This window comes from Shewanella sp. ISTPL2 (assembly GCF_013283205.1).
GTDB classification, from domain to species: Bacteria; Pseudomonadota; Gammaproteobacteria; order Enterobacterales; family Shewanellaceae; genus Shewanella; species Shewanella oncorhynchi.
In genome coordinates this window covers 3450472-3476797 of record NZ_JAAPAV010000001.1, presented here as the reverse complement: position 1 = coordinate 3476797, position 26326 = coordinate 3450472, and the positions used below count along the sequence as shown (strand labels likewise).

At 45.1% G+C, this 26326-nt stretch carries 18 protein-coding genes and 1 pseudogene; 9 read left to right on the top strand and 10 right to left on the bottom strand.

All coding sequences use genetic code 11. The annotated features are described in order from the left end of the window. Positions 1 to 216 precede the first annotated feature (216 nt). The 4 genes from HUB64_RS15205 (at position 217) to HUB64_RS15190 (ending at position 7983) form a co-directional block, all read left to right on the top strand. Positions 217 to 1428, top strand: a complete 1212-nt coding sequence (locus tag HUB64_RS15205; RefSeq protein ID WP_173246592.1) for an efflux RND transporter periplasmic adaptor subunit — start codon at positions 217 to 219, stop codon at positions 1426 to 1428. Further along, positions 1428 to 4619: an efflux RND transporter permease subunit gene (locus HUB64_RS15200; RefSeq protein WP_173497325.1), complete on the top strand. Its 3192-nt coding sequence runs from the start codon at positions 1428 to 1430 to the stop codon at positions 4617 to 4619. Before HUB64_RS15205 ends, HUB64_RS15200 begins: the two co-directional genes overlap by 1 nt. A gap of 228 nt (positions 4620 to 4847) precedes the next feature. Beyond that, the gene (locus HUB64_RS15195) at positions 4848 to 5555 is read left to right on the top strand and encodes a TatD family nuclease-associated radical SAM protein (protein ID WP_173497324.1); all 708 of its coding nucleotides are present in this window, start codon (positions 4848 to 4850) and stop codon (positions 5553 to 5555) included. Positions 5556 to 5745: 190 nt separating this feature from the next. Then, entirely contained in the window at positions 5746 to 7983 is a 2238-nt protein-coding gene (locus HUB64_RS15190; RefSeq protein WP_173497323.1) for a PAS domain-containing protein, read from the top strand. Here HUB64_RS15190 and HUB64_RS15185 read toward each other — a convergent pair. From HUB64_RS15185 to HUB64_RS15175, 3 genes are all read right to left on the bottom strand, one after another. Further along, positions 7964 to 9367, bottom strand: a complete 1404-nt coding sequence (locus HUB64_RS15185; RefSeq protein WP_028761621.1) for a hypothetical protein — start codon at positions 9365 to 9367, stop codon at positions 7964 to 7966. The genes HUB64_RS15190 and HUB64_RS15185 overlap by 20 nt on opposite strands. Positions 9368 to 9462: 95 nt before the next feature. Beyond that, a complete protein-coding gene (locus HUB64_RS15180) occupies positions 9463 to 10017 on the bottom strand; it encodes a hypothetical protein (protein ID WP_113939813.1) in 555 nt (184 codons plus the stop codon). Further along, the gene (locus tag HUB64_RS15175; RefSeq protein WP_105250092.1) at positions 10010 to 10759 is read right to left on the bottom strand and encodes a helix-turn-helix domain-containing protein; all 750 of its coding nucleotides are present in this window, start codon (positions 10757 to 10759) and stop codon (positions 10010 to 10012) included. Before HUB64_RS15175 ends, HUB64_RS15180 begins: the two co-directional genes overlap by 8 nt. A 429-nt stretch (positions 10760 to 11188) precedes the next feature. Between HUB64_RS15175 and HUB64_RS15170 the strand changes: the two genes are divergently transcribed. Both HUB64_RS15170 and HUB64_RS15165 read left to right on the top strand, forming a co-directional pair. Continuing rightward, positions 11189 to 12010, top strand: a complete 822-nt coding sequence (locus HUB64_RS15170; RefSeq protein ID WP_168824862.1) for a cytochrome C — start codon at positions 11189 to 11191, stop codon at positions 12008 to 12010. A 10-nt stretch (positions 12011 to 12020) separates the two neighbouring features. Then, the gene (locus HUB64_RS15165) at positions 12021 to 12539 is read left to right on the top strand and encodes a hypothetical protein (protein WP_173497322.1); all 519 of its coding nucleotides are present in this window, start codon (positions 12021 to 12023) and stop codon (positions 12537 to 12539) included. Positions 12540 to 12732: 193 nt separating this feature from the next. Here HUB64_RS15165 and nhaD read toward each other — a convergent pair whose 3' ends face one another. The 6 genes from nhaD to tkt form a co-directional block, all read right to left on the bottom strand. Further along, positions 12733 to 14202: a sodium:proton antiporter NhaD gene (nhaD, locus tag HUB64_RS15160; RefSeq protein WP_173246601.1), complete on the bottom strand. Its 1470-nt coding sequence runs from the start codon at positions 14200 to 14202 to the stop codon at positions 12733 to 12735. A gap of 232 nt (positions 14203 to 14434) precedes the next feature. Further along, positions 14435 to 15172: a YdiY family protein gene (locus tag HUB64_RS15155; protein ID WP_028761626.1), complete on the bottom strand. Its 738-nt coding sequence runs from the start codon at positions 15170 to 15172 to the stop codon at positions 14435 to 14437. Between the two features lie 205 nt (positions 15173 to 15377). Next, positions 15378 to 16445, bottom strand: a complete 1068-nt coding sequence (gene fba, locus HUB64_RS15150) for a class II fructose-bisphosphate aldolase (protein WP_028761627.1) — start codon at positions 16443 to 16445, stop codon at positions 15378 to 15380. A gap of 223 nt (positions 16446 to 16668) precedes the next feature. After that, on the bottom strand, positions 16669 to 17844 hold the full coding sequence (locus HUB64_RS15145; RefSeq protein WP_173497321.1) for a phosphoglycerate kinase: 1176 nt from the start codon (positions 17842 to 17844) through the stop codon (positions 16669 to 16671). A 134-nt stretch (positions 17845 to 17978) separates the two neighbouring features. Beyond that, a complete protein-coding gene (epd, locus tag HUB64_RS15140; RefSeq protein WP_173497320.1) occupies positions 17979 to 18995 on the bottom strand; it encodes an erythrose-4-phosphate dehydrogenase in 1017 nt (338 codons plus the stop codon). 116 nt (positions 18996 to 19111) lie between these two features. Further along, on the bottom strand, positions 19112 to 21106 hold the full coding sequence (tkt, locus tag HUB64_RS15135) for a transketolase (RefSeq protein WP_173497319.1): 1995 nt from the start codon (positions 21104 to 21106) through the stop codon (positions 19112 to 19114). A 445-nt stretch (positions 21107 to 21551) separates the two neighbouring features. On the opposite strand from tkt, the gene metK reads away from it, so the two are divergent. From metK to HUB64_RS15120, 3 genes and pseudogenes are all read left to right on the top strand, one after another. Then, positions 21552 to 22703 carry a methionine adenosyltransferase gene (gene metK / locus HUB64_RS15130; RefSeq protein ID WP_028761631.1) on the top strand — a complete coding sequence of 384 codons (1152 nt, stop codon included), beginning with the start codon at positions 21552 to 21554 and terminating at the stop codon, positions 22701 to 22703. 142 nt (positions 22704 to 22845) lie between these two features. Then, positions 22846 to 23331 carry a hypothetical protein gene (locus tag HUB64_RS15125; RefSeq protein ID WP_105252989.1) on the top strand — a complete coding sequence of 162 codons (486 nt, stop codon included), beginning with the start codon at positions 22846 to 22848 and terminating at the stop codon, positions 23329 to 23331. A 77-nt stretch (positions 23332 to 23408) separates the two neighbouring features. Next, a pseudogene (locus HUB64_RS15120) lies at positions 23409 to 23734 on the top strand (transposase); the annotation flags it as partial. Between the two features lie 123 nt (positions 23735 to 23857). Here the strand turns inward: HUB64_RS15120 and HUB64_RS15115 are convergent. After that, on the bottom strand, positions 23858 to 26272 hold the full coding sequence (locus HUB64_RS15115) for a TonB-dependent receptor (RefSeq protein WP_173497318.1): 2415 nt from the start codon (positions 26270 to 26272) through the stop codon (positions 23858 to 23860). Positions 26273 to 26326: the final 54 nt, after the last annotated feature.

Sequence of the window (26326 nt, the reverse complement as noted above, 5' to 3'; positions counted from 1 at the left end):
AATACGTATTCATTCTTATTTCAATATATTCCAATTACCTAACTGAACCTTTCATCACCTTTCTGCTCTAATTTTCGCCCAAATATCGATGCATGATGAGCATATCTGTCGCGGCATCACTTTTAGAAACATTTAATTTACAAAAATAAATTTATTGGCGTGGCCGACTCTGCTACTTTAACCCCATTACGCGATTAGCATGGATTTAACCATTATATGATGAAGACCCTACTGAGGAGACTGTCTCCTTTTCTTATTCTGCTGCTGTTTGTATTTGGCGCAGCCTTATTAATGCAAACGAAGGAGGCGCCAGAACAAAAACCTGAAGAGATGCCCATTCCTATCGTTGATGTCACGCAAGTGACTCAGCAAACAGTATCGCTAAACTTACCTTCCTACGGCGTGGTTACCCCAAAGTATAAAACCCAACTAGTGACCGAAGTTCAAGGCAGAATGCTCACTATTTCCCCTCATTTTGTTGCAGGTGGCATAGTCAAGAAAGGCGACCAATTAGCGCAAATCGAGCCCTCAGATTACGAGGCTGACTTAATGCAAGCCGAAGCGACGCTGGCCCAAGCCACCGCCGCACTGAACGAAGAAATAGCCCGTGGTGAAGTCGCTAAAATCGAATTCAAAGGCTACGACAAGGGCTTGCCCCCTGAGTTAGGTCTACGTATCCCGCAACTCAAAAAAGAACAAGCTAACGTAAAATATGCACAAGCAGCACTGGCGCGCGCCCAACGTAATCTTGAGCGCACAGTTATTCGTGCGCCCTTTGACGGCATAATCAAAGTTAGAAATGTCGATTTAGGTCAATACGTTAGCTTAGGCACTAATCTAGGTGAACTCTACGATACTCGCGTTGCCGAAATCCGCTTACCCATTTCTAATGATGATTTAGCCTATTTAGAGTCTGTCGATAATCCCGATACCCAAGTCACGCTTAGCGCCTCTTTGGCGGGCAAAGAAAATACTTGGGAAGGCAATATTATCCGCAGTGAAGGTGTTATCGATGCCGAAAATCGCATGGTGTATTTAGTCGCAGAAATCAAAGATCCCTATCTGCGCGCGAATAAAGTGCCAGGTAGCTTACCACTTAAATACGGCAGCTTCGTCAATGCAGTCATCAAGGGCCGCACTGTCGATGGCATAGTTAAATTACCCCGCCATGTGGTTCGTAACGACCAAGTCGCCCTAGTCAGCGACAAAAATATCATTGAAATGCGCCAAGTAAATGTGGTTCGTAGTGATTTAGAAAATGTGTTCATCAAAGACAGTCTAAAAACGGGCGAACGCGTCGCTACGACCCACTTTAACAGTATGGCAAATGGGCAAATGGTCAAAATCTTAGGTGAAGCGGCATTGCCCACTGAGACACCAAAAGAAAATACTCCTGAATCGAGTCTTGCGACCGCTGGAGTCAAATAATGGACACTCAAAAAGGGATCTTAGCTTGGTTCGCCCGCAACAGTGTGGCCGCGAACTTATTAATGTGTGTTCTGCTCATCGGCGGCCTGTTCAGCAGTATTTTGATTAATAAAGAAGTTTTTCCTTCTTTCGAACTCAATTTATTAAATATTTCCGTCGCCTATCCAGGTGCGGCGCCACAGGAAATCGAAGAAGGCATCAATATCAAGATTGAAGAAGCCATCCAAGATATCAACGGCATCAAGAAAGTGACTTCTGTGGCTAGCGAAGGCGTTGGCTCGATTACCGTTGAAGTTGAAGACGGTTACGAAGTGCAGACCATTCTCGATGAAGCCAAACTGCGGTTAGATGCAATTTCAACCTTCCCAGTGAACATCGAAAAACCGAATATCTCTCAAATCAAGCCAGAGAATAACGTCATTTGGGTGTCTGTTTATGGCGATATGACACTCCACGATATGAAAGAATTGGCTAAGTCGGTGCGTGACGATTTAACCCAACTCCCCGCTGTAACCCGTGCGAAAGTCACAGGGGTGCGCGATTATGAAATCGGTATTGAAGTTTCTGAGAATAAGTTAAGAGAATACGGTTTGACCTTCTCGCAGGTCGCATTAGCAGTGCAAAACTCCTCCTTAGACTTACCAGGTGGCTCTATTCGTGCTCAAGATGGCGATATCCTATTGCGCACCAAAGGCCAAGCCTACACGGGCGATGACTTTGCCAATATAGTCGTCACAACTCGCGCCGACGGTAGCCGCGTGATGCTGCCACAAGTGGCGACCATCAAAGATGATTTTGAAGAACGTTTGGAATATACCCGCTTTAACGGCAAGCCCGCTGCGATTATTGAAGTCACCAGCATTGATGATCAAAACGCCTTAGACATTGCAGACCAAGTTAAACAGTACGTCGAGCAGCGCCGCGCCACACTGCCAGCTAACGCTCAACTCGATACTTGGGGTGATATGACCCACTATCTCCAGGGCCGCTTAGACATGATGATGTCAAACATGTTTTACGGTGCCTTGTTGGTGTTTATCATCTTAGCCATGTTCCTCGATCTGAAGTTAGCATTTTGGGTCATGATGGGAATACCTGTTTGTTTCCTCGGCACTATGTTGGTCATGCCGCTCGAACCTTTCTCCATGACGATCAACATGTTGACCCTATTCGCTTTTATCTTGGTGCTCGGAATAGTGGTGGATGATGCCATTGTCATCGGCGAGAGTGCCTACACAGAGGTCGAACGCCACGGTCACTCGGTTGAGAACGTGATCCGCGGCGCGCAAAAAGTGGCGATGCCCGCGACCTTCGGGGTCTTAACTACAATTGCGGCATTTATTCCCATGTTAATGGTTTCTGGCCCTATGGGGATTATCTGGAAATCCATCGGTATGGTGGTCATCCTCTGTTTAGCCTTCTCATTGGTAGAGTCTAAGTTCATTCTGCCAGCGCATTTAGCGCACATGAAGTTTAAAAAACCTGGCGCACCAAAGGGATTCTTTGGCCACCTAAAAGCCAATTTTAACGACAGAGTGCAATACTTTATTCACCACAGCTATCGCAACTTCCTCGAGCGCTGTATCAAACACAGATACAACGTGGTCGCGGCCTTTATCGGTGTATTGATTCTGTCGATTGCCTTAGTCGCCAGTGGCAAAGTGCGCTGGGTATTTTTCCCAGACATTCCCTCAGACTTTATTCAAGTTGAACTTGAAATGGATGAAGGCAGCTCCGAAGGTAACACCTTAAAAGTGGTACAGAGCATAGAAGAAGCCCTGTACAAGATGAACGAAAAAATGGAGAAAGATAACGGTTATCAAGTGGTGAAGCACAGCTTTATCAATATGAGCTCCCGTACCTCAGCCTTCATTTTTGCCGAACTGACGAAAGGTGAAGACCGGGAAGTCGATGGCGTGACGATTGCTGCCGCGTGGCGTGAACAATTGCCCGAGCTTTTGTCGGTTAAAAAACTCAGCTTTAACGCGAGCACAAACGATGCTGGTGGCGATATTTCCTTCAGACTGACCTCGAGTGACCTCGATGAGCTGTCCGCAGCCTCTAAAGAGTTGAAGCAAAAACTCGCCAGCTATGAAGGCGTGTACGATATTGCCGACAACTTTTCATCGGGCAGCCATGAAATTCGCCTCAAGATACGCCCAGAAGCAGAAGCCCTTGGCCTGACCCTTTCCGATTTAGCCCGCCAAGTACGTTATGGTTTCTACGGTTACGAAGCCCAACGGATTTTACGTAATAAAGAAGAAATCAAGGTAATGGTGCGCTATCCATTAGAGCAGCGCCGTACTGTGGGTTATCTGGAAAATATGCTGATCCGCACGCCAACGGGCACTTCGGTTCCCTTCTCGACTGTGGCACAAATTGAAAAAGGTGAATCCTACGCCTCAATTACCCGTGTTGACGGTAAGCGAGCGATCACCATCACGGCAAATGCCAACAAAAACATCGTTGAACCTTCAAAAGTAGTGCAAGAAATCCAAAAAGATTACCTGCCACAATTGCAGGCCAAGTACCCTAAAATCCAAACTGCACTGGACGGTGGCAGTTTGGATGAACAGAATGCCATGGTAGGTTTGATGCAAGGCTTCTTCTTTGCGCTGTTCACCATTTATGCTTTGATGGCCGTGCCACTTAAATCCTACAGTCAGCCGTTAATCATCATGTCTGTGATCCCCTTCGGGATTATCGGCGCCCTGTTTGGTCACTTAATTCAGGGACTCGCGATGAGCGTGTTAAGTCTCTGCGGCATAGTGGCATTAGCGGGAGTGGTGGTGAACGACTCCTTGATTTTGGTGGACTTTGTGAACCGTGCGCGGGAGCAAGGGCAATCGGTCAGGCAGGCGGCGGTCGATTCAGGCTGTTATCGTTTTAGGGCGATCATCCTGACGTCACTCACCACCTTCGTCGGCTTAGTGCCTATTATTCTCGAACGTAGTTTGCAGGCGCAAATAGTGATCCCTATGGCGACATCCCTCGCCTTCGGTATCCTGTTCTCGACCCTTGTGACGCTAATTTTAGTGCCCTTGCTGTACATCATACTCGACGACGTTAAGCGCACTAGCAGCCGCTTCTTCCATTGGTGGTGGCAGCCTAAAAAAGACCATGAAGTGGACTTTACACCTGAGCATTTAGAGCCGCTGGTCCCCACTGACTATAAAAAAGACTATCTATAGGAAGTTAACTAGAAGCAGTTAATCAATGTATTGAACCTTAAAAAGAGAGCTTAGGCTCTCTTTTTAATCCTCAGTGCGAGTCAATAACCTCTCAATCATCTATGTCATTTTCAGTCTGCCGCGAGTGGCTTGAGCTTTCAAGTTGCGATCTAGTTGACAGTTATCGCATCAGGCTTTCGCTACACTGTGTTTAAGTCGTCAGCTATCGTTAGAATGAAACCCATCATTATGTCTGAGCATCTGCACAAGCAAAATATTGATAAACCACAAGTTGTCACCACAGAAACCCTAGCGAACGGTCACATAACAGATGAAGTTTGCACAAATGAAACCTGTGCGACTGAAACGCTTGTCTATGATATTCGTCGCAGTCGCTACCTTAATATTACGGGCCGCTGCACCCTGCGCTGCGCGTTTTGTCCAAAACATAATGGCAGTAAACAGATCCACGAATATCAACTGGCACTGTGTCACCAACCTAAGCCCGAAGAAATTATTCCACTGCTTGGCGATGTTAAAGACTTCGAAGAATATGTGTTTTGTGGCTATGGCGAACCAACCTTAAATCTTCCAACCTTGCTGGCGGTGGCGAAAGAAATTAAACAAAGAGGCGGGCGAGTACGCATTAATACCGATGGTTTAGGTAATTTAGTCCATAGGCGCAATATTTTGCCGGAACTAGCCAACTGCGTTGATAGTTTATCCATTTCCCTCAATGCGGATAATGAAGCCGCCTATATGGAACATTGTCGCCCCAAACTCGCTGGTTCCTATTCTGCCGTACATGCCTTCATCGCATTAGCGCCACACTATATTGAAACGGTACAAGTTTCGGCCATCGAAGGATTAGCGGGGGTTGATATCGACATCTGTCGTGAACAAGTTGAGTCCTACGGCTGCGAATTCAAGCATCGCATATTAGGCGCCTTAGGCTAAACGGCATTCTAATACAGCCAAAATCGACTCAAACACCCAAGCAGATAACACTGTCGATTACGTGAGTGGTACATGTGTGAATCGTCTTAACTTTTACTCAAGGAATCTTGCTGAGTAACTTGGCACTGTCGTAACAATTCTTTCGTGTTAACATAGCGAAATTAACAGTTCACCCACTCATAATCGGTTCATGCTGAAGAATAACCCAAGCACGTATCCCGCTGCGCCACTGCTCTCTTTAACCCAAGGGATCTATTGGTCGCATCAACGCTTACTCGCTATTGCAAGCCAGCTTTCTATGCTGGTGATTGGCATGATTATTTTAACTCACTTAATCATTACGTTAGGTGAACGACGCCTGCAAGAAGAGTGGGCAACGCAAAGATACAGTGAACTGCAAACCATAGGCTCATTGATCGCAGATAAAGTGTCTTTTCAGCAATTTCGAACCCAAATTTTCGCCAATGGGGAACTGCTAAAACAATACTTAAGCAATCCTACCGCCAAGCAACAACTTAAATTGCAGGAAAACTGGCAAGATCTAGTAAAACATATTCCTGAGTTACTCGGCATTGCACTGTACGATCCCCAAGGTAACTATAAATTCTCAACTCCCCCTAATTTCAATAAAGATGCCTTACCACCGACCTTACTTGGAGCGAGTCGGAGCATGGGTGGCAAAGAAGTTTATACCTCACCGCTGGAATTTGTTCCGATAGACGGCATGCTTGAACCTTATATGTATCAAATGGCGTGGCTCGAGAAGCCCGATCAGAGTTCTATCGGTTATCTGGTGACATACAACTCTATGGTAAAAATGCTGGAGGCCATAAAACCAGCCTTTTCGAGCAATAAATCCCCTATGTTAGTGCTGGATACTCAGGGATTACTCTATGCTGGCGCTAGCGATCTCGCCCCTCTAAGCAATATGCCAGAGACCTTAGGAGCAAGTTTAAGACAGAGCTATCCGGCCCTGTGGCGCGATATGTCCATGAGCAACTTTGGACAATTCCACGGTGAAGAAGCCACTTTTGTTTACCTTAAAATCGAACTTACAGCCCAACCTGAGACTCACAGAGAATATTTTTTACTCTCCTATGTGCGCAACTCAGACATAGCTGCTCGTTTCTCACAATGGCAAAACATTGTCATTGTGGCATCGTTAATATTAACGGTTTTAGCCGCTTGGGTTGTACTACTCAGCCACATGTATCGCTTACAACAGCGTTCACGCCAATACAGTATTGATGTTGCTAATGGCTTATTTAATAGTGACATCGGCTTTATGATGGTCAACGAAAATGCCAGAGTCATCAGCGCCAATACTAAAGCGGCACAAGCGACCTTAGTACCATTAGATGAGCTGACAGACCGAAGCCTACAGCGTACCTTATGCCTCGATGATAAAACCTACACGGAGTTAATGGAGCAGGTACATAAAACAGGTCAATGGTCTGGTGAAATCAGTCTAGACAGTATTGATGGCCCTACGTTACGCGTTCATATCCGCCAAGCACCAAGGGCGAGCCGAGGCTCACCACATCTATTAATCACCCTTGAGGACATCAGTGAGTTAATCAGCAGCAAACAAAATGCTTTTCTCAGTGAGCTTTTATGCGATAACACAGTCGCGACAGCCCTCACTGATGCTAACGGTAAACTGATTAAAATCAATCCTGTATTCGATGCGCTAATGCAACTCAATGGCGATTTAAATCAAGATTTAGCGTCATTACTCGCGAATGATTTAGGCAATCAATGGCAGAGGATCAGCGCTCAGATAGCCATGCAAGGTCAGTGGCAAGGGCAAATTCTATGCTCACCTAAGCAAGCGCATTCCAATTGTTTGCAAGCCACCTTGAAGGGTCATGTGGCCGCCGATGGTGAGATTGATTATATCGTCTGCACTTTAGAGCAAGCCGCCGAGCGTGGTCGAGGCACAGAGAAGCGTAACCTTGTACCCCATCGCAGTACTATTCTGCTGAATTTGGCAGATTTAGAACGTTACTTTAACTCTCTGCCGCCACCAAGCCGTCTCAGTTCAAGCTTACTGTTAATGGATATCAATCCAGAGGGCATGCTAAGCCACATGAGTGATATCGACCAACTGGCAAATCGTCAGCAAGAAATAGAAGTGCAATTATTGCTTGAAATTCCAGCTAATTATCAAATTCTGCATTGGCAGCTAGGGAAGCTCATTGTGATGTTACCTGACACAGACGCCACCCATGCGCACAACTTTGCCCTCAATATGATGGAAAAGCTCAATGGTAATGGCTTAGGGGAAGGTATTAGTATTGGTATTGCGGGTTATCAAGAAGGCCAGACATTAGAGCAATATTTGAATAATGCCGAAATCGCCCTAAAACGGGCGAAGCAAAATAACGATCAAAATATCGGTCAAGCCTTTACTCGTCATCAATCGTAGATTCGGGTGCATTAACTGAGTCAGGCAACTGACTCTGGGTAATTTCTATGATTGCCGAGCGGTTCATGGTGATTTTATAGCGGATATACTGCGGGGCTTCGCGCCCATCACGCAACACTAAAATCAGGTTGACTTGATAGCGCCGCTCAACCGATTCATAACTAATTTTGCCCTCAACTTCCTTATAAATCTTCGCTTTACCCCGTTCTAAATAACGGGCAAAAGGCACTAAGCTAAAGCTCACTTGCTCTTGAATAGTCGAATATCCCGCTTGGAATTCACTCTGATTCACCTTAGTGGCGATTTTATAGTGCAGAATTTCCGCATCGACCTTATTTTGACTATGTCTGTGCTTTAGAATGTCACTGACTTTTTCAGGTAGATCTTGCTGACGCATAAACTCAAGCCATACCAACTGCTTAGCGATAACCGCCTGACTCGTAGTATCCCGTAAAATGCGGCTCCAACGTGGTCGACCCCGCTGAATAAATCGCCACATGGCATTGCGCACATCGTCCTTAAAGATTTCCCTAAAACCGTAGATCACGGCCAAGGTCAGCACTAGCGCAATAGTAAAACCACTAAAGGCGCCCTGCGCTTGAATTATCAACGCAGACACCACCAACATCACTAACGCGGTTGCCAGTCCTGTCGTAAACTTTTTAAGGCCAATCCCTAAAGGCTTTAACTCTTCTTTGAGTACCACACCTTGTTGGATTAAACGGCGCAACAACAACATCTTGTTAGAGATACGGTTAGGATCTTGCTTAGTTTGCGCAGAGTTGTACTTATGCTCATCACGATAGGCACATTCATTACGACATAGCGTGAGTACCCGCTCTAAAATATCGTTGAAATCACTGGTACGAGTGGCATAAGCGAGCACTTTGAGTAACTGCTGCTCACAAAACCAAGACAAGTAGTTATCAGCATTTTCAAAGTAAGATTTCCATTTGGGATCACCTGGTTCGTTACGACGAAACTTTTTCAGCAACTGGGCAATTTGTTCGCGTAATTCGTCGAGGGCAAAATAAAAATGGGTTACATCTGTGATTTGATTGAGTTCTTTAACATCGTTTTCAACCGCAACCGCAAACTGATAGGCGAAGAGATTTAGGTACAACCTGAACTCTTCAACAGTACGTCGATTTAAACTGGCAAAACGCCCCTGCACCAGAGGTAAGTGCAAGCCTTCTGAATAGTATGAGCGACGTCCAACTATTGAGCTGTAGTAGTATTCTTCTTCATTGAGCGTGCGCGAGCCTATGCCCATTTCCTTAGGTAAAAAGAAATAGAGATCAAGCTGACGATTATCGCCCTTTTCCATCTGATGGCTGAACTTAATCGACAGGGATTCTTCTTGCTTTACACGTATCTTAGACACAACACCCTTTTCATGAATCCCTCACTGGAGACTCACCACAGTAATCACAAATCAATGAGCACTAATCTTAACTGAAATAAACTCAAATTCACTGATTAAATTCGACTATTTACGATTCTGCATCCACAAATGGTATTGCTAGGCTGAAAAAGGACCACGGCATAATCTTTGGTGTCATCCATATCTAACACCTCGATACTGAGATTGTGCATTTCTGAGTCATTAAAATGTAAGCTGCTGATATAGGATAGATATTTCATATGTTCTGGCCAATTTTTTTGCTTTTCAATTTCAGATTCCGTTTTCGTTTTAACGGTAACTTTATAGGTCATGCTATTGGCCTCAATACTGTCGACTTTGCCTTGCATTAAAATATTGCCCGCACTCGTACCGTCAATATTAAAGTAACGATAATTGATCTGCGTATTGTCAGCGGCAATCAAAACATCCACGAGTAGGTAAAATTTACCGTCACTGCTAACACTCGAGCTGCCGCTAGGATTGGCACTAGAATGGCGGTCGAATAATTCAGAGCTGCAATTTAAAATCATCGTCTGATTGGTAGCCGACTGTTTGTATATCACACCGCAGGCCATAATCAATGCCGACAAGATAACAATATTAATCGTCCACTTTAGCCATTTAGCCACAGATGTTAACCTCCTGCAGCCAAGCAGCATCGATGAAGGTTTTCGGTCGAGTGAAATCACTGATTTTAATATTACGGATCACTGACTGACCGAGTTTTTCGCCTCGAAAAGTAATATTAAGCACTTGTTTATCATGGGACAAAGAAGCATAAACATCAGCCCAATCACTTTGACCGCAGGCGATTAATCCTGCACTTAAGCGCTCACCTAATTCGAAGAGTAAGGTGTTATTAGTATTGGAATCAGCAAATAAGTGTAATCGTACTTGCTGGCCTGAAGCCAAAGGTAATATTGAGGTCATAAGTGCTTGGGTTGGCTTGCTGTGATCCGTATGATTCAAATAAAACACCGAAAACGCTAACATAAACCCGAATAACACTAAGGCACTCCACAAAGGCACTGTGTGCAATCTGAGGTAATTAACACCTCTAAACTCAGTCCCATTAGATGGTTGGAGTAAATAACCTTGGCCTTTCACGGTTTCAATCAAGCCCTCATATTGAGGTCCAAGAAAGCTGCGAAGCATAAAAACAGCACGGGCCACAGAGGTATCAGTTAGCGGCGGATGCTTTCCATCCCCCGTCTTCAGCATGTGCTTAGAAACCAACTTACCTTGATGCTCAACAAGCAAATTAAGTACTTGTAACTCGGCTCGAGGAAGATGCCAAGATTCATCGCGAGACAACTCAATCAGTATGCCTCGTTCCCGATCAAACCTGCAGTCTCCCAATTGCATCAACATCCACTCAACTCCATAAAAACACAAAGTTAAGTCTATGCAAACTAACTAATGATTAATGTGATCTTGCTAACCCAAGTCAGCAAATAGTTAATTTTCGTGAGACGACCCCCAAGTTCAGCGCTATTAGGCAAAAACATGCGTTAACTCACAGGAATAAATGCCATTTAGCACATGGTAAATTCGGCATAAATTTACATAAATATAACAAAAATCGGGACGATGAGCACTTTGCAATCTGTTTAGTTAATTAAAATACATAATTTAAGTCGGTTAATTCTATTGTAGTGACGCTATTTACCGCTCATGTAAAAGGCAAATATCCTCCGGCGTAAATCACAATATTTATCTCAAGCATGCTTAGAATTTACGCCATCAATTTATCTTTAGCATTTGATAAATAGAAGTAATCCTACATAGAGGAAATACATAATGAGCATAAATAGACGTCAAGCATTAACCCGTATTATTGGTATTAGCACCGCTGCGGCAGGTGCAACACTCATGGGAACATCGGTTCTCGCGGCAACGAATGCCGATGGTCAATATCAATTAGCGATAGGTGAGAAACTTAAATACGTTCCACTTGATGCAATGGCAACAGCAAAACTGGCCTATGAAACGGGTGGTGGTTGTATGCACCAAGTTTTTCATGCCGTTGTGACTATGCTAGCCCAATCTAATAGTGCCGATGCAGACAAGTTCAAAACAATTCCAACGGCATTAGCCGCCTATGGTTTTGCAGGGGTAACGGGTCAAGGCACGCTCTGCGGTAATCTTAATGCGATAGGCATGTTAGTGAATATTTTAGATGACATTAATGGTCACAATAACGCCGTGATAGCTAATACCTTCCGCTACTACGAAAATACAACGCTCCCTTTATCTTCACCTGAATTTGTTACTGGTATTGGCTCGACAGCAGAAAAAACGGCTCTTGTGGGCAGTTCATCAAAAGCCAAGAGCGTGTTATGTCACTCATCTATCAGTAACTGGTCAAAGGCTTCTGGCTTACCATTCGCGAAAAAAGGTGAACGCTGCTACCGCTTATCCGCGTCTATGGCTTATTACCTAGTAGATGTATTGAATCGTGCCTATCAAGGGGAGAATATCGGCGCCCTTGTTGGTAGTAAGCCAACACCAGATGCGCAAGATTGCCAAACTTGTCATGGTAGCACTAGCACACTAGGCTCAGCGGCAAGTGTAAAGACAGACATGGAATGCACCACTTGCCATACAGGGCATTTCAATTAAGGAGACTGTGATGAAATACCCATTACTCACATTGACCCTCGCGACATTAATGCTCGTAGGATGTGGCAGTGACAGCAATAACACTGAGCCTGAAACGCCGCAGCCACCTCCCGTCGAAAATGCAGTAAACATTGATGAAGCAACGCAAATAAATCTCAAGCTTGAGCAATTTGACTCGAGTACAGGGACAATTCAATTTTCACTGACGAATGCGCAACAAGAAGCGATCACTGCAGCAAAAACCTATGATATTTACTATTTTGGGTTCCCCGACAAAGCCAAGGAATCCTCGAATCCGAAGGCATGGAAACACTGGCATGTTACCCAAAATTATCGTTGCCAAAGTCTTGGAGAATGCAGCGGTAAATTAACCGAAGTCACAAGCGGTCAATATCAATTTGAGATAGCAGGCTTAGATTGGGCTCAGCAGGATCCAAGTGGTTCAGTGGCACAAATTAAAGTCGCGATTCAGATCTACGGTGCAAAAGCCAATAACGAGCTGGATTTAATCCAAGTTCTACCGCAATAATCCTTCCCATGACATATCCAAACAAATAGAGGCATCCATCGGATGCCTCTATTTTATTCATTGATATCTAGACGTTATGCGATTGAATTTTGTTAGATCGATGTTGTTCGCTAAATAATTCGCGATATTATCCGCTACAAAACGACTCACAAACGTCAATACAGCCCAAATGATGAATGCTCAGTACTTTTATTTAGAACATCGCGGCATTGAGCCACATATGTACTAAAATGCTCGCGATATAACCCAGCGCAATGACAGGTGTCCAACGCAAATGGGCACCAAAGGTGTAAATCCCCCTAGCTTGTCCCATTAACGCGACCCCTGCAGCACTGCCAATTGACAATAAACTGCCCCCAACTCCTGCGGTTAACGTTACCAGTAACCATTGGCCTAAGGCCATCTCAGGGTTCATCGTCAACACAGCAAACATCACCGGAATATTATCAACAACCGAAGACAACAGACCGATAGCCACGTTGGCATAGGTCGTATCCCAATTGGAATACAAAGCCTCAGATACTAAGCTCAAGTACCCCATAAAGCCAAGGCCACCCACACATAGCACTACACCATAAAAGAACAACAGGGTATCCCATTCAGCGCGGGAGATCCTGCTAAACACATCGAAGGGCACCACACTACCAAGTTGCTGCAGACGCTGCTCGTCCTGACGCAATTCAGCCTTTGCACGTTCGCGGGCAACGGAACGATTGAAGGTTTTACGCAGATAAAAACCAAAAAATTGTAAGAAACCTAATCCCGTCATCATACCCAATACAGGCGGCATACCTAAGAAGGAATGAGCACACACTGCCGTAGCGATTGTGAGTAAAAACAACGCAACAATTCGCTTAGCACCCGGCTTAGTATAAACATGCTCTTTTTCTGGCTCTGGCACAAAATGTGGAATAAACACACTCATAATGGCAGCGGGTAATGCAAAGTTCACTAAAGCAGGAATAAACAGATGGAAGAAATCGCTAAAGTGCACTAATCCTTTTTGCCACACCATTAAGGTCGTGATATCACCAAACGGACTAAACGCACCACCCGCATTAGCCGCAACAACAATGTTGATACAGGCTAGGGTGATAAACTTGCGTTGCCCTGCCCCCACCTTCATCACCACGGCACACATCAATAGCGCAGTCGTTAAATTATCTGCCACGGGTGAGATAAAGAACGCCATAAACCCCGTCAACCAAAATACGGTTCTTAGACTAAACCCACGGCCGACAAGCCAACCACGAATGGCATCAAACAAATTTCGCTCTTCCATAGCATTGATATAAGTCATTGCCACGAGTAAGAAGAGTAAAAGCTCTGCATATTCAAGCAAGTTATGTTTGAATGCCGCTTCCGACACTTCAGACATACCATTTTGTACATACACAAAACCTATCATGCCCCAGATAATCCCTGCCGCGACCAGCACAGGTTTCGACTTGCGTAAATGTAACGATTCCTCAGCCATCACCATTATGTATGCAAGTACAAACACAAAGACGGCAACATAACCCACACTCGAGGCGGTTAAATTAAGCCGTTCTATCCCTTCTGTCATAGCCCATGCTGCAGGTGAGAATCCGCTCAATATTGCAACGCAGAATAGACTCCATAACGCCATTCCACTGCCTTTAAACAACCGCTGTAATTTCATTAAAGTTCATCTCTACGTAGGAAATTAGTCGAAAATTACCATAGCTTCGGCATAGTAAATGTTGATAAAACGCAACTTTCTATGCATTACCCTATAACCAAAGGCGTTTAAAACATTAATTTTTGTATAACTACAGCGATAACTAATAAAGAAACATTTAACTTAGTCTAAAAAGAGCCAATAAAAAAGCACCTCAAAGGTGCTTTTTAGTTTCTAAATCAGTGTCACAGCATTAGAAGGAATATAACAAGGTCATATTGGTTTCTGTATCTGTACTTTTCTTATTATCCAACGGCTCGCTGTTGTAGCGCACAATAATGGCAAACTTCATTGCTAATGCGCCGATAATATTCGCCGTTAACGAAGTTTCAGAGCGGGCATCGAGCTTATCACCGTAATCTGCAACGAAACGTTGTTGGAATTTAGAGGTGTCAGTGATTTCGGTTTCAAAGTTGATCACACCGTGAGCGACGACGCTGTCATTGGTGTCATGGCCTTCGATAAGTGCTTGCTCTGTATCAAGACGCTGATAGATATAACCTGGACCGACTTCGACATCTAAAAAGGTCTTACTAGTATCATAGAATCTATAACCATAACCCGCTGCGCCAGATAGCGTGTAATCATAACCTGTGAACGGATCAACTTCATAATTACCGTTAGCAAACAAGTAGCTACGATCTGTCATCTTGTAGTTACCTTGTGCGCCCGCTAAATAGCGTTTCGCGGTAACAGAACCTGTATCCTCTTTATATAAACCCTCGAGTAAGTACTGATTCTCCCAATCGCCAAGCTCATGCTTAAGATTTAAACGCCCTTTGAATGATGAGGTTTCAGTGTTACCTGTGGTTAAGGTTGCACCAAGCTCAGCTTCACCTGCGAATGTCTCATCGCCTTTTACAAAATCGGCCCCAGCTGTCGCCATAAAAGGTGCAGTCATTAATAGTGCTGCGGTCAGTACTTTCTTCATGTTTATCCGTTCCTGTTCCGTTAAATCCAATCCCTATAAATATCTGTTCGTCCCAGCGATGCTGAATAAGCACATATTAATAAGGGTTAGTATTTTCCCCTGAAAATCTGCGCGATATTAACATTTACGATTAAAAAATGAAAATTGCAGCTATTTTAAGTATAAAAAAACCCGCTTTAGCGGGTTTTTATCTCAGCGATAACGCTTACATATTGATCTTAGGATCTAACGCGCCAGACTGATACGCTTTATACATTGCTTGTAAAGACAATGGCTTAATCTTAGATGCTTGACCTGCACAGCCGAAAGCTTCATAGCGAACCGTACAGATATCGGCCATGGCTTCCATTGATGCTTTCAGGAATTTACGTGGATCAAATTCACTTGGGTGTTCAGCTAGGAATTTACGAACGGCACCCGTTGATGCTAAACGTAAGTCGGTATCAATGTTGACTTTACGTACACCGTGTTTGATACCTTCTACGATTTCTTCTAATGGCACACCGTAGGTTTCTGGGATCTGACCACCATATTGGTTGATGATCTTTAGCCACTCTTGTGGCACAGAAGATGAACCGTGCATCACTAAGTGAGTATTAGGAATACGCGCATGAATTTCTTTGATGCGGTCGATACGCAGTACATCGCCCGTCGGTTTACGACTGAACTTATATGCACCATGGCTAGTACCGATAGCAATCGCGAGTGCATCAACATGGGTATCGGCAACGAAACGCGCCGCTTCTTCAGGGCTAGTCAGCATTTGATCGTGACTTAAAATACCTGATGCACCAACACCATCTTCTTCGCCAGCTTGGCCAGTTTCTAAGCTGCCTAAACAGCCGATTTCACCTTCAACTGACACACCACACGCATGGGCAAATGCCACTGTACGACGGGTAACATCAACGTTGTACTCGTACGATGCAGGCGTTTTGCCGTCAGCCATCAAAGAGCCGTCCATCATGACTGATGACATGCCTAATTGGATAGAACGCTGACAAATATCAGGATCGGTACCGTGGTCTTGGTGAATACACACAGGAATATCTGGGTACTGCTCAAGAGCCGCTGCCATCAAATATTTTAAGAACTGTGGGCGAGCGTATTTACGCGCGCCAGCAGAAGCTTGCACTATCACAGGGCTGTCTGTTGCTTCAGCGGCCTGCATGATGGCACGCATCTGCTCTAAGTTGTTAACGTTAAACGCAGGCACACCGTATCCATGTTCTGCTGCGTGATCAAGTAGTTGTCGTAGGGAAATTAACGCCATTTTTTAACTCCAATAATAGGGTGATATCTATCACCGAGGTCGCTATCGTTTGGATGGATTTTTATACCCGCATTCAACTCTGTACCTTAAATAAACAACTTAAATTAAGTACCTTAGATGAATACGGGCGGTTTTTTTATAATTTTTTACTTTTTATCAAAGCTTTGATGTTATCAGAGCTTATCGCGGCGTCTTATGCGCCGCGTATTTTAAAACTTAATGATTAAGCGCCGCGCTTTTCTAACATAGCCACAGCCGGTAATTCTTTACCTTCGAGGAACTCGAGGAAAGCACCGCCACCAGTCGAAATATAAGACACTTTATCGGCAATACCGTACTTATCAACCGCAGCCAAAGTGTCACCACCGCCTGCGATAGAGAACGCTTTTGAATCAGCAATCGCTTGGGCGATACGCTTAGTACCTTCACCGAATTGGTCGAATTCGAACACGCCCACAGGGCCGTTCCACACGATAGTGCCTGCAGATTCGATAATTTTAGCCAGTGCTTCAGCGCTATCTGGACCAATATCGAAAATCATTTCGCCATCAGCGACTTCGCTAACCGATTTTAACGTTGCCGCTGCTGTTGGGCTAAACTCACCCGCAACGACCACATCGGTCGGCACAGGAATATCGGCGCCACGGCTCTTAGCATTAGCCACTAAACGCTTAGCTTCGTCGATCAAATCCGCCTCATACAGCGATTTACCGACATTGTAGCCCGCCGCCGCAATGAAAGTATTGGCAATACCGCCGCCAACCACTAACTGATCGACTATGCCTGAAAGACTTTCTAGCACAGTCAGCTTAGTCGACACTTTAGAGCCACCGACAATCGCCACCATTGGACGCGCAGGATTATCTAATGCCTTGCCTAAGGCATCTAATTCTTGTGCCAGTAATGGACCGGCACAGGCGATTGGGGCAAACATGCCCACGCCATGAGTCGATGCTTGGGCACGATGTGCAGTACCGAAGGCGTCCATCACATAGACATCACACAGCGCCGCCATTTTTTTCGATAAGGCTTCGTTGTTCTTACCTTCACCCACGTTGAAACGCACGTTTTCGAACACAACCACTTCACCCACGGCAACGTCGACGCCGTCTAAATAGTCGGTCGCTAAACGCACAGGACAAGGCAGGGCTTTTGCCAAATAATCGACCACAGGTTGCATAGAATATTCAGCATTGTATTCGCCTTCGGTCGGACGACCTAAATGCGACATCACCATCACAGCCGCACCTTTTTCAAGGGCCAACTCGATAGTCGGTAGAGAGGCGCGCAGACGTGCATCACTGGTGACGACGCCATTGCTGACAGGGACATTGAGATCTTCGCGGATAAGCACGCGCTTACCTTGTAGATCCAGATCTGACATATTGATAATTGCCATGGTAACGCTTCCTTTTATAATCAAAAAACAAACTGTTTCACACATAGCCGGTATGAATTGACTGCCGCTCGGCGCTCGACATCCCGTCGAATTGGCATAAATTCAGTGACCCACAAGTGAATAATCTACTTTTATCAGCCTCGCTTGGCCGCAATCATCGCCAAACTCGTATCTAACATACGATTGGCAAAACCCCACTCGTTATCGCACCACAGGAGTAACTTCACCAACTGACCGGCGCTCACGCGGGTCTGGGTACCATCGACAATACTGGAGCGCGGATCATGGTTGAAATCACATGAGACTAAGGGCTCATCAGTATAGCCCAAAATGCCATTAAATCGCCCATTGGCGGCCGATTCCAGCACCTGATTGACTGTGGCAATATCGACGGTTTTCTCTAAGGTCACGGACAAATCGATGGCGGTCACGTTGATGGTGGGCACGCGCACAGAAATCGCTTCAAACTTATCTTTCATGTGCGGCAAGATCCGCTCAATGCCGCGGGCAAGTTTAGTGTCAACAGGGATAATCGATTGGCCAGCGGCGCGGGTACGACGCAAATCATCATGATAAGCATCAATCACTTGCTGATCGTTCATCGCCGAATGGATAGTGGTAATCGCACCGCTTTTAACGCCGAAGTGGCGATCGAGTACGTCGATCACAGGCACGATACAGTTAGTGGTGCAAGAAGCGTTGGAAACGACTGTGTGTTCGGCGCGGAGTAAATCGTGGTTTACACCATAGACAATCGTGCCATCGACATCGGCTGAGGATGGATGACTTATCAGCACTTGTTTAGCGCCGGCGTGAATATGGGCTTCGCAGCTTTGACGATCGACTAATACGCCTGTGGCTTCATAGACAATATCTATGTCCATCTCGTGCCAAGGGAGTTTTGCCGGATCGGGCTCGTGGAGGATTTTTATCGCATCGTCGCCAATCAGCATATGATCATCAACAAGCTTCACTTTGTGCGCAAACCGACCGTGGGTGGTATCGTACTGGGTCAGATGAATAATGGCTTCAGGTTTAGCTAATTCATTAATCGCGACAATCTGCATTTGCTGCCGTTTTCCAGACTCATATAAAGCTCGGAGAATAGAGCGGCCGATACGGCCATAACCATTGATAGCGACTCGGATCATTGAGGTCTCAATTTCCTCTTAATACAAAAACGGCCTGCAAACGATTGCAGGCCGCATTATACAGATTAACACTTAAAAAGTTTAACCTTTTGTATTGAATCTAATCCCTTGAGCGATTAGCCCAATGATTTTGCAGCATTCAGCACATTTTCAACGGTGAAACCGAAGTGATTCAATAGCACGTTACCCGGCGCAGACTCACCAAATGTGGTCATGCCCACAACTGTGCCTTCAAACCCGACGTACTTGTACCAGAAATCGGTATGCGCCGCTTCAATAGCCACACGTTTAGTCACAGCACGTGGTAATACAGATTCTTTATACGCGGCATCTTGCTTATCGAACTCAGTTGTCGATGGCATAGAAACTACGCGAACGTGTTTACCTTGCTCAGTCAGTGCAGCGGCTGCATCCATTGCCAATTGTACTTCGCTACCGGTTGCGATCAGGATCAGTTCTGGTGTACCCGCACAGTCTTGCAGTACATAAGCACCTTTAGCCACATTAGCTAATTGCTCAGCGGTACGCGCTTGAGCTTTCAGGTTTTGACGGCTGAAGATCAGTGACGTAGGTGCATTACGGCGCTCAATCGCAGCTTTCCAAGAAACTGCCGTTTCTGCCGCATCACATGGACGCCATACGGCCATATTTGGCGTCATACGCAGGTTAGCTAATTGCTCAACTGGCTGATGCGTTGGGCCATCTTCACCTTGACCGATAGAGTCATGGGTATAAACGAAGATGTTTTGAATGCCCATCAGCGCCGACATACGTACTGCGTTACGAGCATATTCCATGAACATCATGAACGTTGCGCCGTAATTGATGAAACCACCATGCAGCGAAGCACCGTTCATAATGCCGCTCATGCCGAATTCACGCACGCCGTAGTAAATGTAGTTACCAGCTGGATCGTCTTGAATACCTTTAGAACCTGACCACAGTGTCAAGTTAGAACCCGCTAAGTCAGCAGAGCCGCCTAACAGTTCAGGCAACATAGCGCCAAATGCACCGATGGCATTTTGTGAGGCTTTACGGCTCGCAATACCTTCGGCTTTGTCCTGTGATGCTTGCACGAATGCCTGCGCTTTTTCTTCGAAATCAGCCGGTAATTCACCTTTCAGAACGCGACGCTCATATTCAGCAGCCAGTTCTGGGTGAGCAGCGCGATATGCTGCAAACTTCTCGTTCCACGCCGCTTCACGGGCAGCACCGGCTTCTTTGGCATCCCAACCCGCATAAACGTCAGCAGGGATTTCGAATGGCGCATGTGGCCAGCCAAGGAATTCACGGGCTGCTGCGATTTCCGCATCGCCTAGTGGCGCGCCGTGGCAATCGTGGCTGCCTGATTTGTTAGGTGAACCAAAACCGATAATGGTTTTGCAGCAAATCATGGTTGGTTTATCAGTAACGGCTTTCGCCGCTTCGATAGCAGCACGGATTGCCGCGCTATCGTGACCATCAACACCGGCAATCACATGCCAGCCGTAAGCTTCAAAACGCTTTGGCGTATCATCGGTGAACCAGCCTTCAACATGGCCATCGATAGAAATACCGTTGTCATCCCAAAATGCGACCAGTTTACCTAAACCTAAAGTACCGGCTAATGAACAGGCTTCGTGGGAAATACCTTCCATCAAACAGCCATCGCCGAGGAAGCAGTAAGTATAGTGATCAACGATATTGTGACCATCACGGTTAAACTGTGCCGCTAAGGTTTTCTCAGCAATCGCCATACCGACAGCGTTGCTGATGCCCGCACCGAGTGGACCCGTTGTGGTTTCAACACCTGGGGTGTAACCGTATTCTGGGTGACCCGGTGTTTTAGAATGCAATTGACGGAACTGTTTTAGCTCTTCAATTGGTAATTCATAACCAGTCAGGTGAAGTAAAGAGTAGATCAGCATTGAACCGTGACCGTTAGAGAGGATAAAACGATCTCTATCTACCCATTTCGGATTGTTCGGGTTGTGCTTAAGGAAATCATTCCACAGCACTTCAGCAATATCTGCCATACCCATTGGGGCGCCGGGATGGCCTGAATTTGCTTTTTGAACTGCATCCATACTTAACGCACGGATTGCGTTTGCGAGTACTTTACGGGAAGACATGCTCTCTCCTGCTTGTTTGTGGGGTCTAGCGGGCAATTTGGATGCATATTTTCCCCTACATGCCAGTGTGACGCAAACTAAAATTGCCATTCACTCAGCAAAAGATGGCCGAATATGTACCCAAACAACCTGAAGATGCAGGATTCAGGTAGCTTGAGTATATAAGTCGCAGAAATAAGCTAGTCACTTTGCTCGCGTTTACTTGAGAGGGCATAGCAAGGATCACTTATAATGGAGAAATAAATTTCTCAAAAACATAGTAAACTTAATACCATGAAATATAAGTAAAATAACCTATTTATGGCAGGGCGTAGTCGTTTTCAGGTCACAATCTGAGAGGATTTTTTATTATCGGGGGTGATCGGCAATCGGATTTAAACTAAAATAGCCGTCTAGATGTAGATGCTTCTACACGTTTGAATGCTAACGACGAGATTTTCCTACTATGGCAAAGCACTTGTTTACTTCTGAGTCGGTCTCAGAAGGTCATCCCGATAAGATTGCAGATCAGATTTCTGATGCTGTGCTAGATGCAATTCTGGCTCAAGATCCAAAAGCACGCGTAGCGTGTGAAACTTATGTCAAAACCGGCATGGTATTAGTCGGTGGCGAAGTCACTACCTCTGCCTGGGTTGATATTGAAGAAATCACCCGTAAAACGGTGCGTGAAATTGGTTATACCCATTCAGATATGGGATTTGATGCAGACTCGTGCGCAGTATTAAACGCCATTGGTAAGCAATCACCCGACATCAATCAAGGTGTAGACCGCGCAGACCCTGCAGAGCAAGGTGCTGGCGATCAAGGGTTAATGTTTGGTTATGCCAACAACGAAACTGACATTCTGATGCCTGCACCTATCACCTATGCTCACGCATTAGTGAAACGTCAGTCTGAAGTGCGTAAAAATGGCACGCTACCTTGGTTACGCCCAGATGCGAAAAGCCAAGTCACTTTTGCCTATGATGATGGCAAAATTGTCGGTATCGATGCAGTTGTGTTATCGACTCAACACAGAGATGACGTTTCACAAGCCGACTTAATTGAAGGCGTGATGGAAACCATCATCAAGCCTGTATTACCGGCTCAATGGTTAAACAAAGACACTAAGTTCTTTATCAACCCAACTGGCCGTTTTGTTATCGGTGGTCCAGTAGGCGATTGCGGCTTAACGGGTCGTAAGATCATCGTTGACACCTACGGCGGCATGGCCCGTCATGGTGGTGGCGCATTCTCTGGTAAAGATCCATCAAAAGTGGATCGTAGCGCGGCATATGCTGCACGTTATGTGGCAAAAAACATAGTTGCAGCAGGTCTTGCTGATCGCTGTGAAATCCAAGTGTCTTACGCAATTGGTGTGGCAGAGCCGACCTCTATCAGCATCGAGACCTTCGGTACTGGTAAAGTGTCTGAAGAAGTGCTGATCAAGTTAGTCCGTCAACACTTTGAACTGCGCCCATACGGTTTAACGGCCATGCTAGATTTAGCACGTCCAATTTATCAAGCGACCGCCGCTTATGGCCACTTTGGTCGCAGCGAATTCCCATGGGAAGCGACTGATAAAGCCGAAATATTACGTGCTGACGCGGGTCTATAGTCTTAATTCATTTCAATTTTTACACTTAAGATCCATGAAAAACCGCTACCCAGCGGTTTTTTTATGTCTGACATTTAGTTAGATTACAAATATGGCAAAATAAAAGCAGCATATACACAGACCATTAGAGTGCACAGACCCCATGACCGATAACGCCATCTTATTACAGCAACTTCAATCTTGTGCATGGGCAGCCAACGTAGGTCTGCCAGAGGAAACAGCAAAGACATACGGTACATTAGAGGAGATCGCCGCTTTTCTTGAATCCGATCCTGAAGCCTTTTTTGAAACACCTTACGAAATCCACTATGAAAGCCTGTGTGTAACAGACCATGACTTGGCAAATTCGTTAAAAACAAAGGCAGTAGTAAATGATGTGCATGCTTGGATTTCTGACAGCGAAGTCGATGAAATTTCTAAGTCAGCTTACCTCTCCACTTGGAAAATTATTCCCGTTGCAGAAATATGCGCGCTGACATCCGATGACGCTAATACGCTCGCAACACTGCTACTAGCTGACGTTAAACTTTCAGCCTTTACGAGTGAACGCCTATCTTGGTATCTCTGTGGAAGAATCCCCTTTGGTTATATTGGTACTTATCCAAACGGACAATGGCTCATTCTGTAGCCTTATACGCTAGCACCTTTAATTTTTCTGACTTCATCTAGGGTCTATTGAGCTTTCGAGAATGATTTTTAGACAGCATACCAATACTGATGCTAACCAATGCACACTGGGAAACACTATTTCATTTAATGAAAAGCACAGGCCGTGTTTATGATAAACCTGAACATAGACAAACATTCGAAGGCATTCTTTACCACCTTCTAACAGGTATCCCTTGGCAAGATTTACCCAAAGAGTTGAGCCATTGGAGTACGGTCTTTAGACGGTTTTATTTATGGTCTGAAAAGACATTCAGGCCTATTTATTCAAAGCTTTAGCGAAAATGGCCGACACGGAATGGGTCTTTATTGATGGCTCGATAGTGCAGACTCACCAGCACAGTGCAGGTGCACTGAGTAATGAGTAATGAGTAATGAGAGTTACCCTATTGTTTAATTGATAGTGGATACCTTTATCAAACGGGTAACTCTCAGTTTTATCTATCGCCCATGAATATCAAATAATGACTAATGCACAGAGTATTAGTTTAGAAACGTACATTCATACCAACCCAGAAGTTACGGGCCTTATCTTTGTTATTAAAATCATCAACGTAAGATGCTGTGTATCCGTTTGGGCCATTGTCGTCAGAGACACAAGTGGTGCTAGTGTCACTACATTCGGTGAAGACAATATCGTATGAAGTAAAATCTTTATCAAACAAGTTATTTACTCGCATGTTGAAGGTGACAAACTCACTCGCCTGATAAGAACCACCAAGATGGAACACGTTATAACCCTTATAGTAAAGTGCAGCATCATTAATGATATCCCAAGAGCGATAACGTTTAGCACGGTATTCTGAGGTCAAGAATACGTTAAATGAGTCGGTCAACTCCCATTTTAATGTCGCGTTTGCCATATGCTTGGCACTGTTGCCGAGTGGACGACCTTGCTCTGCACCGCTTTTCTGCTCGCTATCTGTGTAGGTATAATTAGCATTTAATGTTAAGGCATCTAGAATTTCCCAACGTCCCGCGAGCTCAGCACCTTGAATAGTAACTTTATCTATGTTGACTGTTTTGCTACTGACTGCATAACCTAAATCAGCATATTCACCCGCATCGGAACATTCTATGCTCGTACCTTTACCACAGGGTTGTGAAGCAATCTTATCGTCAAAGTCATTTTTAAAAATAGTGACGTTAAAATTATGGCCATCTGGATGAGACCAATACAGGGCGACTTCGCTGGACACACTGGTTTCAGCTTCGAGATCTGGGTTACCAAATTGCGGTGAGGTTCCTTGGCCACCAAAGCCAACGACACCATCATACAATTGTGTGGTTTTAGGTGTTTTAAAGCCTGTGCTCACCCCACCCTTTACAGTCCACTCATTATTAATGGTGTAAACGCCGTATAGACGTGGGCTGAGTTGGTTGCCAAATATTTCATGATCATCATGACGTAAACCCGCAGTAACAGATAAATCAGAAGTCATGCTCCATGTATCTTCAGCAAAAACAGACCACATATTGTGTTCTTGTACTGCGCCCGGCGTACCTTCTTCCATACCAAATACACCGTCTTTCAACTCACCACGAATCACCTGCGCCCCCGTCACTGCGACATGATTTCCTGCAGCTTCAAATGGAATATCGAGTTTCATATCAAGCGTATATTGATTACTTGCCATTTCGCGTTTAGGTCTAGGCAGGAAAGTGGATTCAGCAATCGCTTTACGTTCGGCTTCAGTCATGCCGGTGTAATCCCCTTTACCATCAATCATCTGCAGTAGTAATACTCTTTCAGCAGTGGTAAATGGCAGTGTGCGGCCATTATTTTGTGTGTCTACATAGGATAGTGACACAAAGCTTGTACCAAAATCCCAAGCACCTTCATGGGTTAACGCCCAAGCATCACGGGTAAATTTTTGAGTCTCGCTGTAACCCGCTCGCGGATTTGATCGTCTTGCCCATTCACCACCGCTAGCTAGACAAGCAGCCTCACGGGAACCTACGCCGCCTTTACAGAAGTTACTGGCAATCCAGAGACTATCGATATTATCAACAGTACCAAGCGGATACTCGCGTTCACCGTTATCATTGATCAGTGGCGTATTATCATAATCTTGAGATGAGGAATCTAAATCAAACCAAATTTTGTGATGTTCATTTAGCGTCCAACTTAAACTCCCACCTAACATATGATTTTCGTTATCGACGGTTTTACCGCCACCACCAAAACCGAGTGAACGAGTGCGTACTTCTCCATTGGGATAATCTACTGGTGCATACTCTGGTGTAGACCCCATTCGATCATAAATACTGCCATGAATCGATAACCCAAGAACGCCTTTAATGAGGGGACCCATCACGCTGAAATCGGTAGTGATATCTTCGCCATAGGCATCATTGGTTTGATGAGTTCGGCTGTGAGTGATAGAGCCAGACCATTCGTCGCCCACTTTTTTAGTGATGATGTTCACCACACCACCTAGAGCATCTGCACCGTATAACGTTGATGCTGGCCCACGAATAACTTCAATTCGATCAATAGCATCAAGTGGTGGTACATGACCAAATTGATTGCCACCAAAACTGTTTGGATAAATATCACCATGGTTATTCTGACGCTTACCATCGACAAGGATTAAGGTATAGTCAGATCCCATACCGCGTAGACTGATGGTACCTTGCCCTGTTTTATCACGGGTTTCACCAATATCAACCCCTTCCAAGTCACGCACTGCATCTAGGAGAGTGGTATAAGGTTTTATCATCAAATCTTCTTGGGTGATAACAGAAATACTGGCGGGTGCATCAACCAATTTCTGTTCATATCCAGAGGCAGTAACAACCATAACTTCCATTTTTCTGTCGGGAGCCTCTTCGGCTTGGACAAAATTACCCGTAAATACAGCGGTAATGGCAACTGCCAAGCAAGTTTGACGAAATAACATAAACCTCTCCTGTTTAGTAAACTTAGTTTACAAATGTAACTTATAAATGATTTC

Coding starts and splice junctions, on each gene's coding strand:
- HUB64_RS15205 (WP_173246592.1), top strand. CDS start 217: ATGATGAAGACCCTACTGAGGAGACTGTCTCCTTTTCTTATTCTGCTG.
- HUB64_RS15200 (WP_173497325.1), top strand. CDS start 1,428: ATGGACACTCAAAAAGGGATCTTAGCTTGGTTCGCCCGCAACAGTGTG.
- HUB64_RS15195 (WP_173497324.1), top strand. CDS start 4,848: ATGTCTGAGCATCTGCACAAGCAAAATATTGATAAACCACAAGTTGTC.
- HUB64_RS15190 (WP_173497323.1), top strand. CDS start 5,746: ATGCTGAAGAATAACCCAAGCACGTATCCCGCTGCGCCACTGCTCTCT.
- HUB64_RS15175 (WP_105250092.1), bottom strand. CDS start 10,759: ATGTTGATGCAATTGGGAGACTGCAGGTTTGATCGGGAACGAGGCATA.
- HUB64_RS15170 (WP_168824862.1), top strand. CDS start 11,189: ATGAGCATAAATAGACGTCAAGCATTAACCCGTATTATTGGTATTAGC.
- HUB64_RS15165 (WP_173497322.1), top strand. CDS start 12,021: ATGAAATACCCATTACTCACATTGACCCTCGCGACATTAATGCTCGTA.
- nhaD (WP_173246601.1), bottom strand. CDS start 14,202: ATGAAATTACAGCGGTTGTTTAAAGGCAGTGGAATGGCGTTATGGAGT.
- HUB64_RS15155 (WP_028761626.1), bottom strand. CDS start 15,172: ATGAAGAAAGTACTGACCGCAGCACTATTAATGACTGCACCTTTTATG.
- fba (WP_028761627.1), bottom strand. CDS start 16,445: ATGGCGTTAATTTCCCTACGACAACTACTTGATCACGCAGCAGAACAT.
- HUB64_RS15145 (WP_173497321.1), bottom strand. CDS start 17,844: ATGGCAATTATCAATATGTCAGATCTGGATCTACAAGGTAAGCGCGTG.
- epd (WP_173497320.1), bottom strand. CDS start 18,995: ATGATCCGAGTCGCTATCAATGGTTATGGCCGTATCGGCCGCTCTATT.
- tkt (WP_173497319.1), bottom strand. CDS start 21,106: ATGTCTTCCCGTAAAGTACTCGCAAACGCAATCCGTGCGTTAAGTATG.
- metK (WP_028761631.1), top strand. CDS start 21,552: ATGGCAAAGCACTTGTTTACTTCTGAGTCGGTCTCAGAAGGTCATCCC.
- HUB64_RS15125 (WP_105252989.1), top strand. CDS start 22,846: ATGACCGATAACGCCATCTTATTACAGCAACTTCAATCTTGTGCATGG.
- HUB64_RS15115 (WP_173497318.1), bottom strand. CDS start 26,272: ATGTTATTTCGTCAAACTTGCTTGGCAGTTGCCATTACCGCTGTATTT.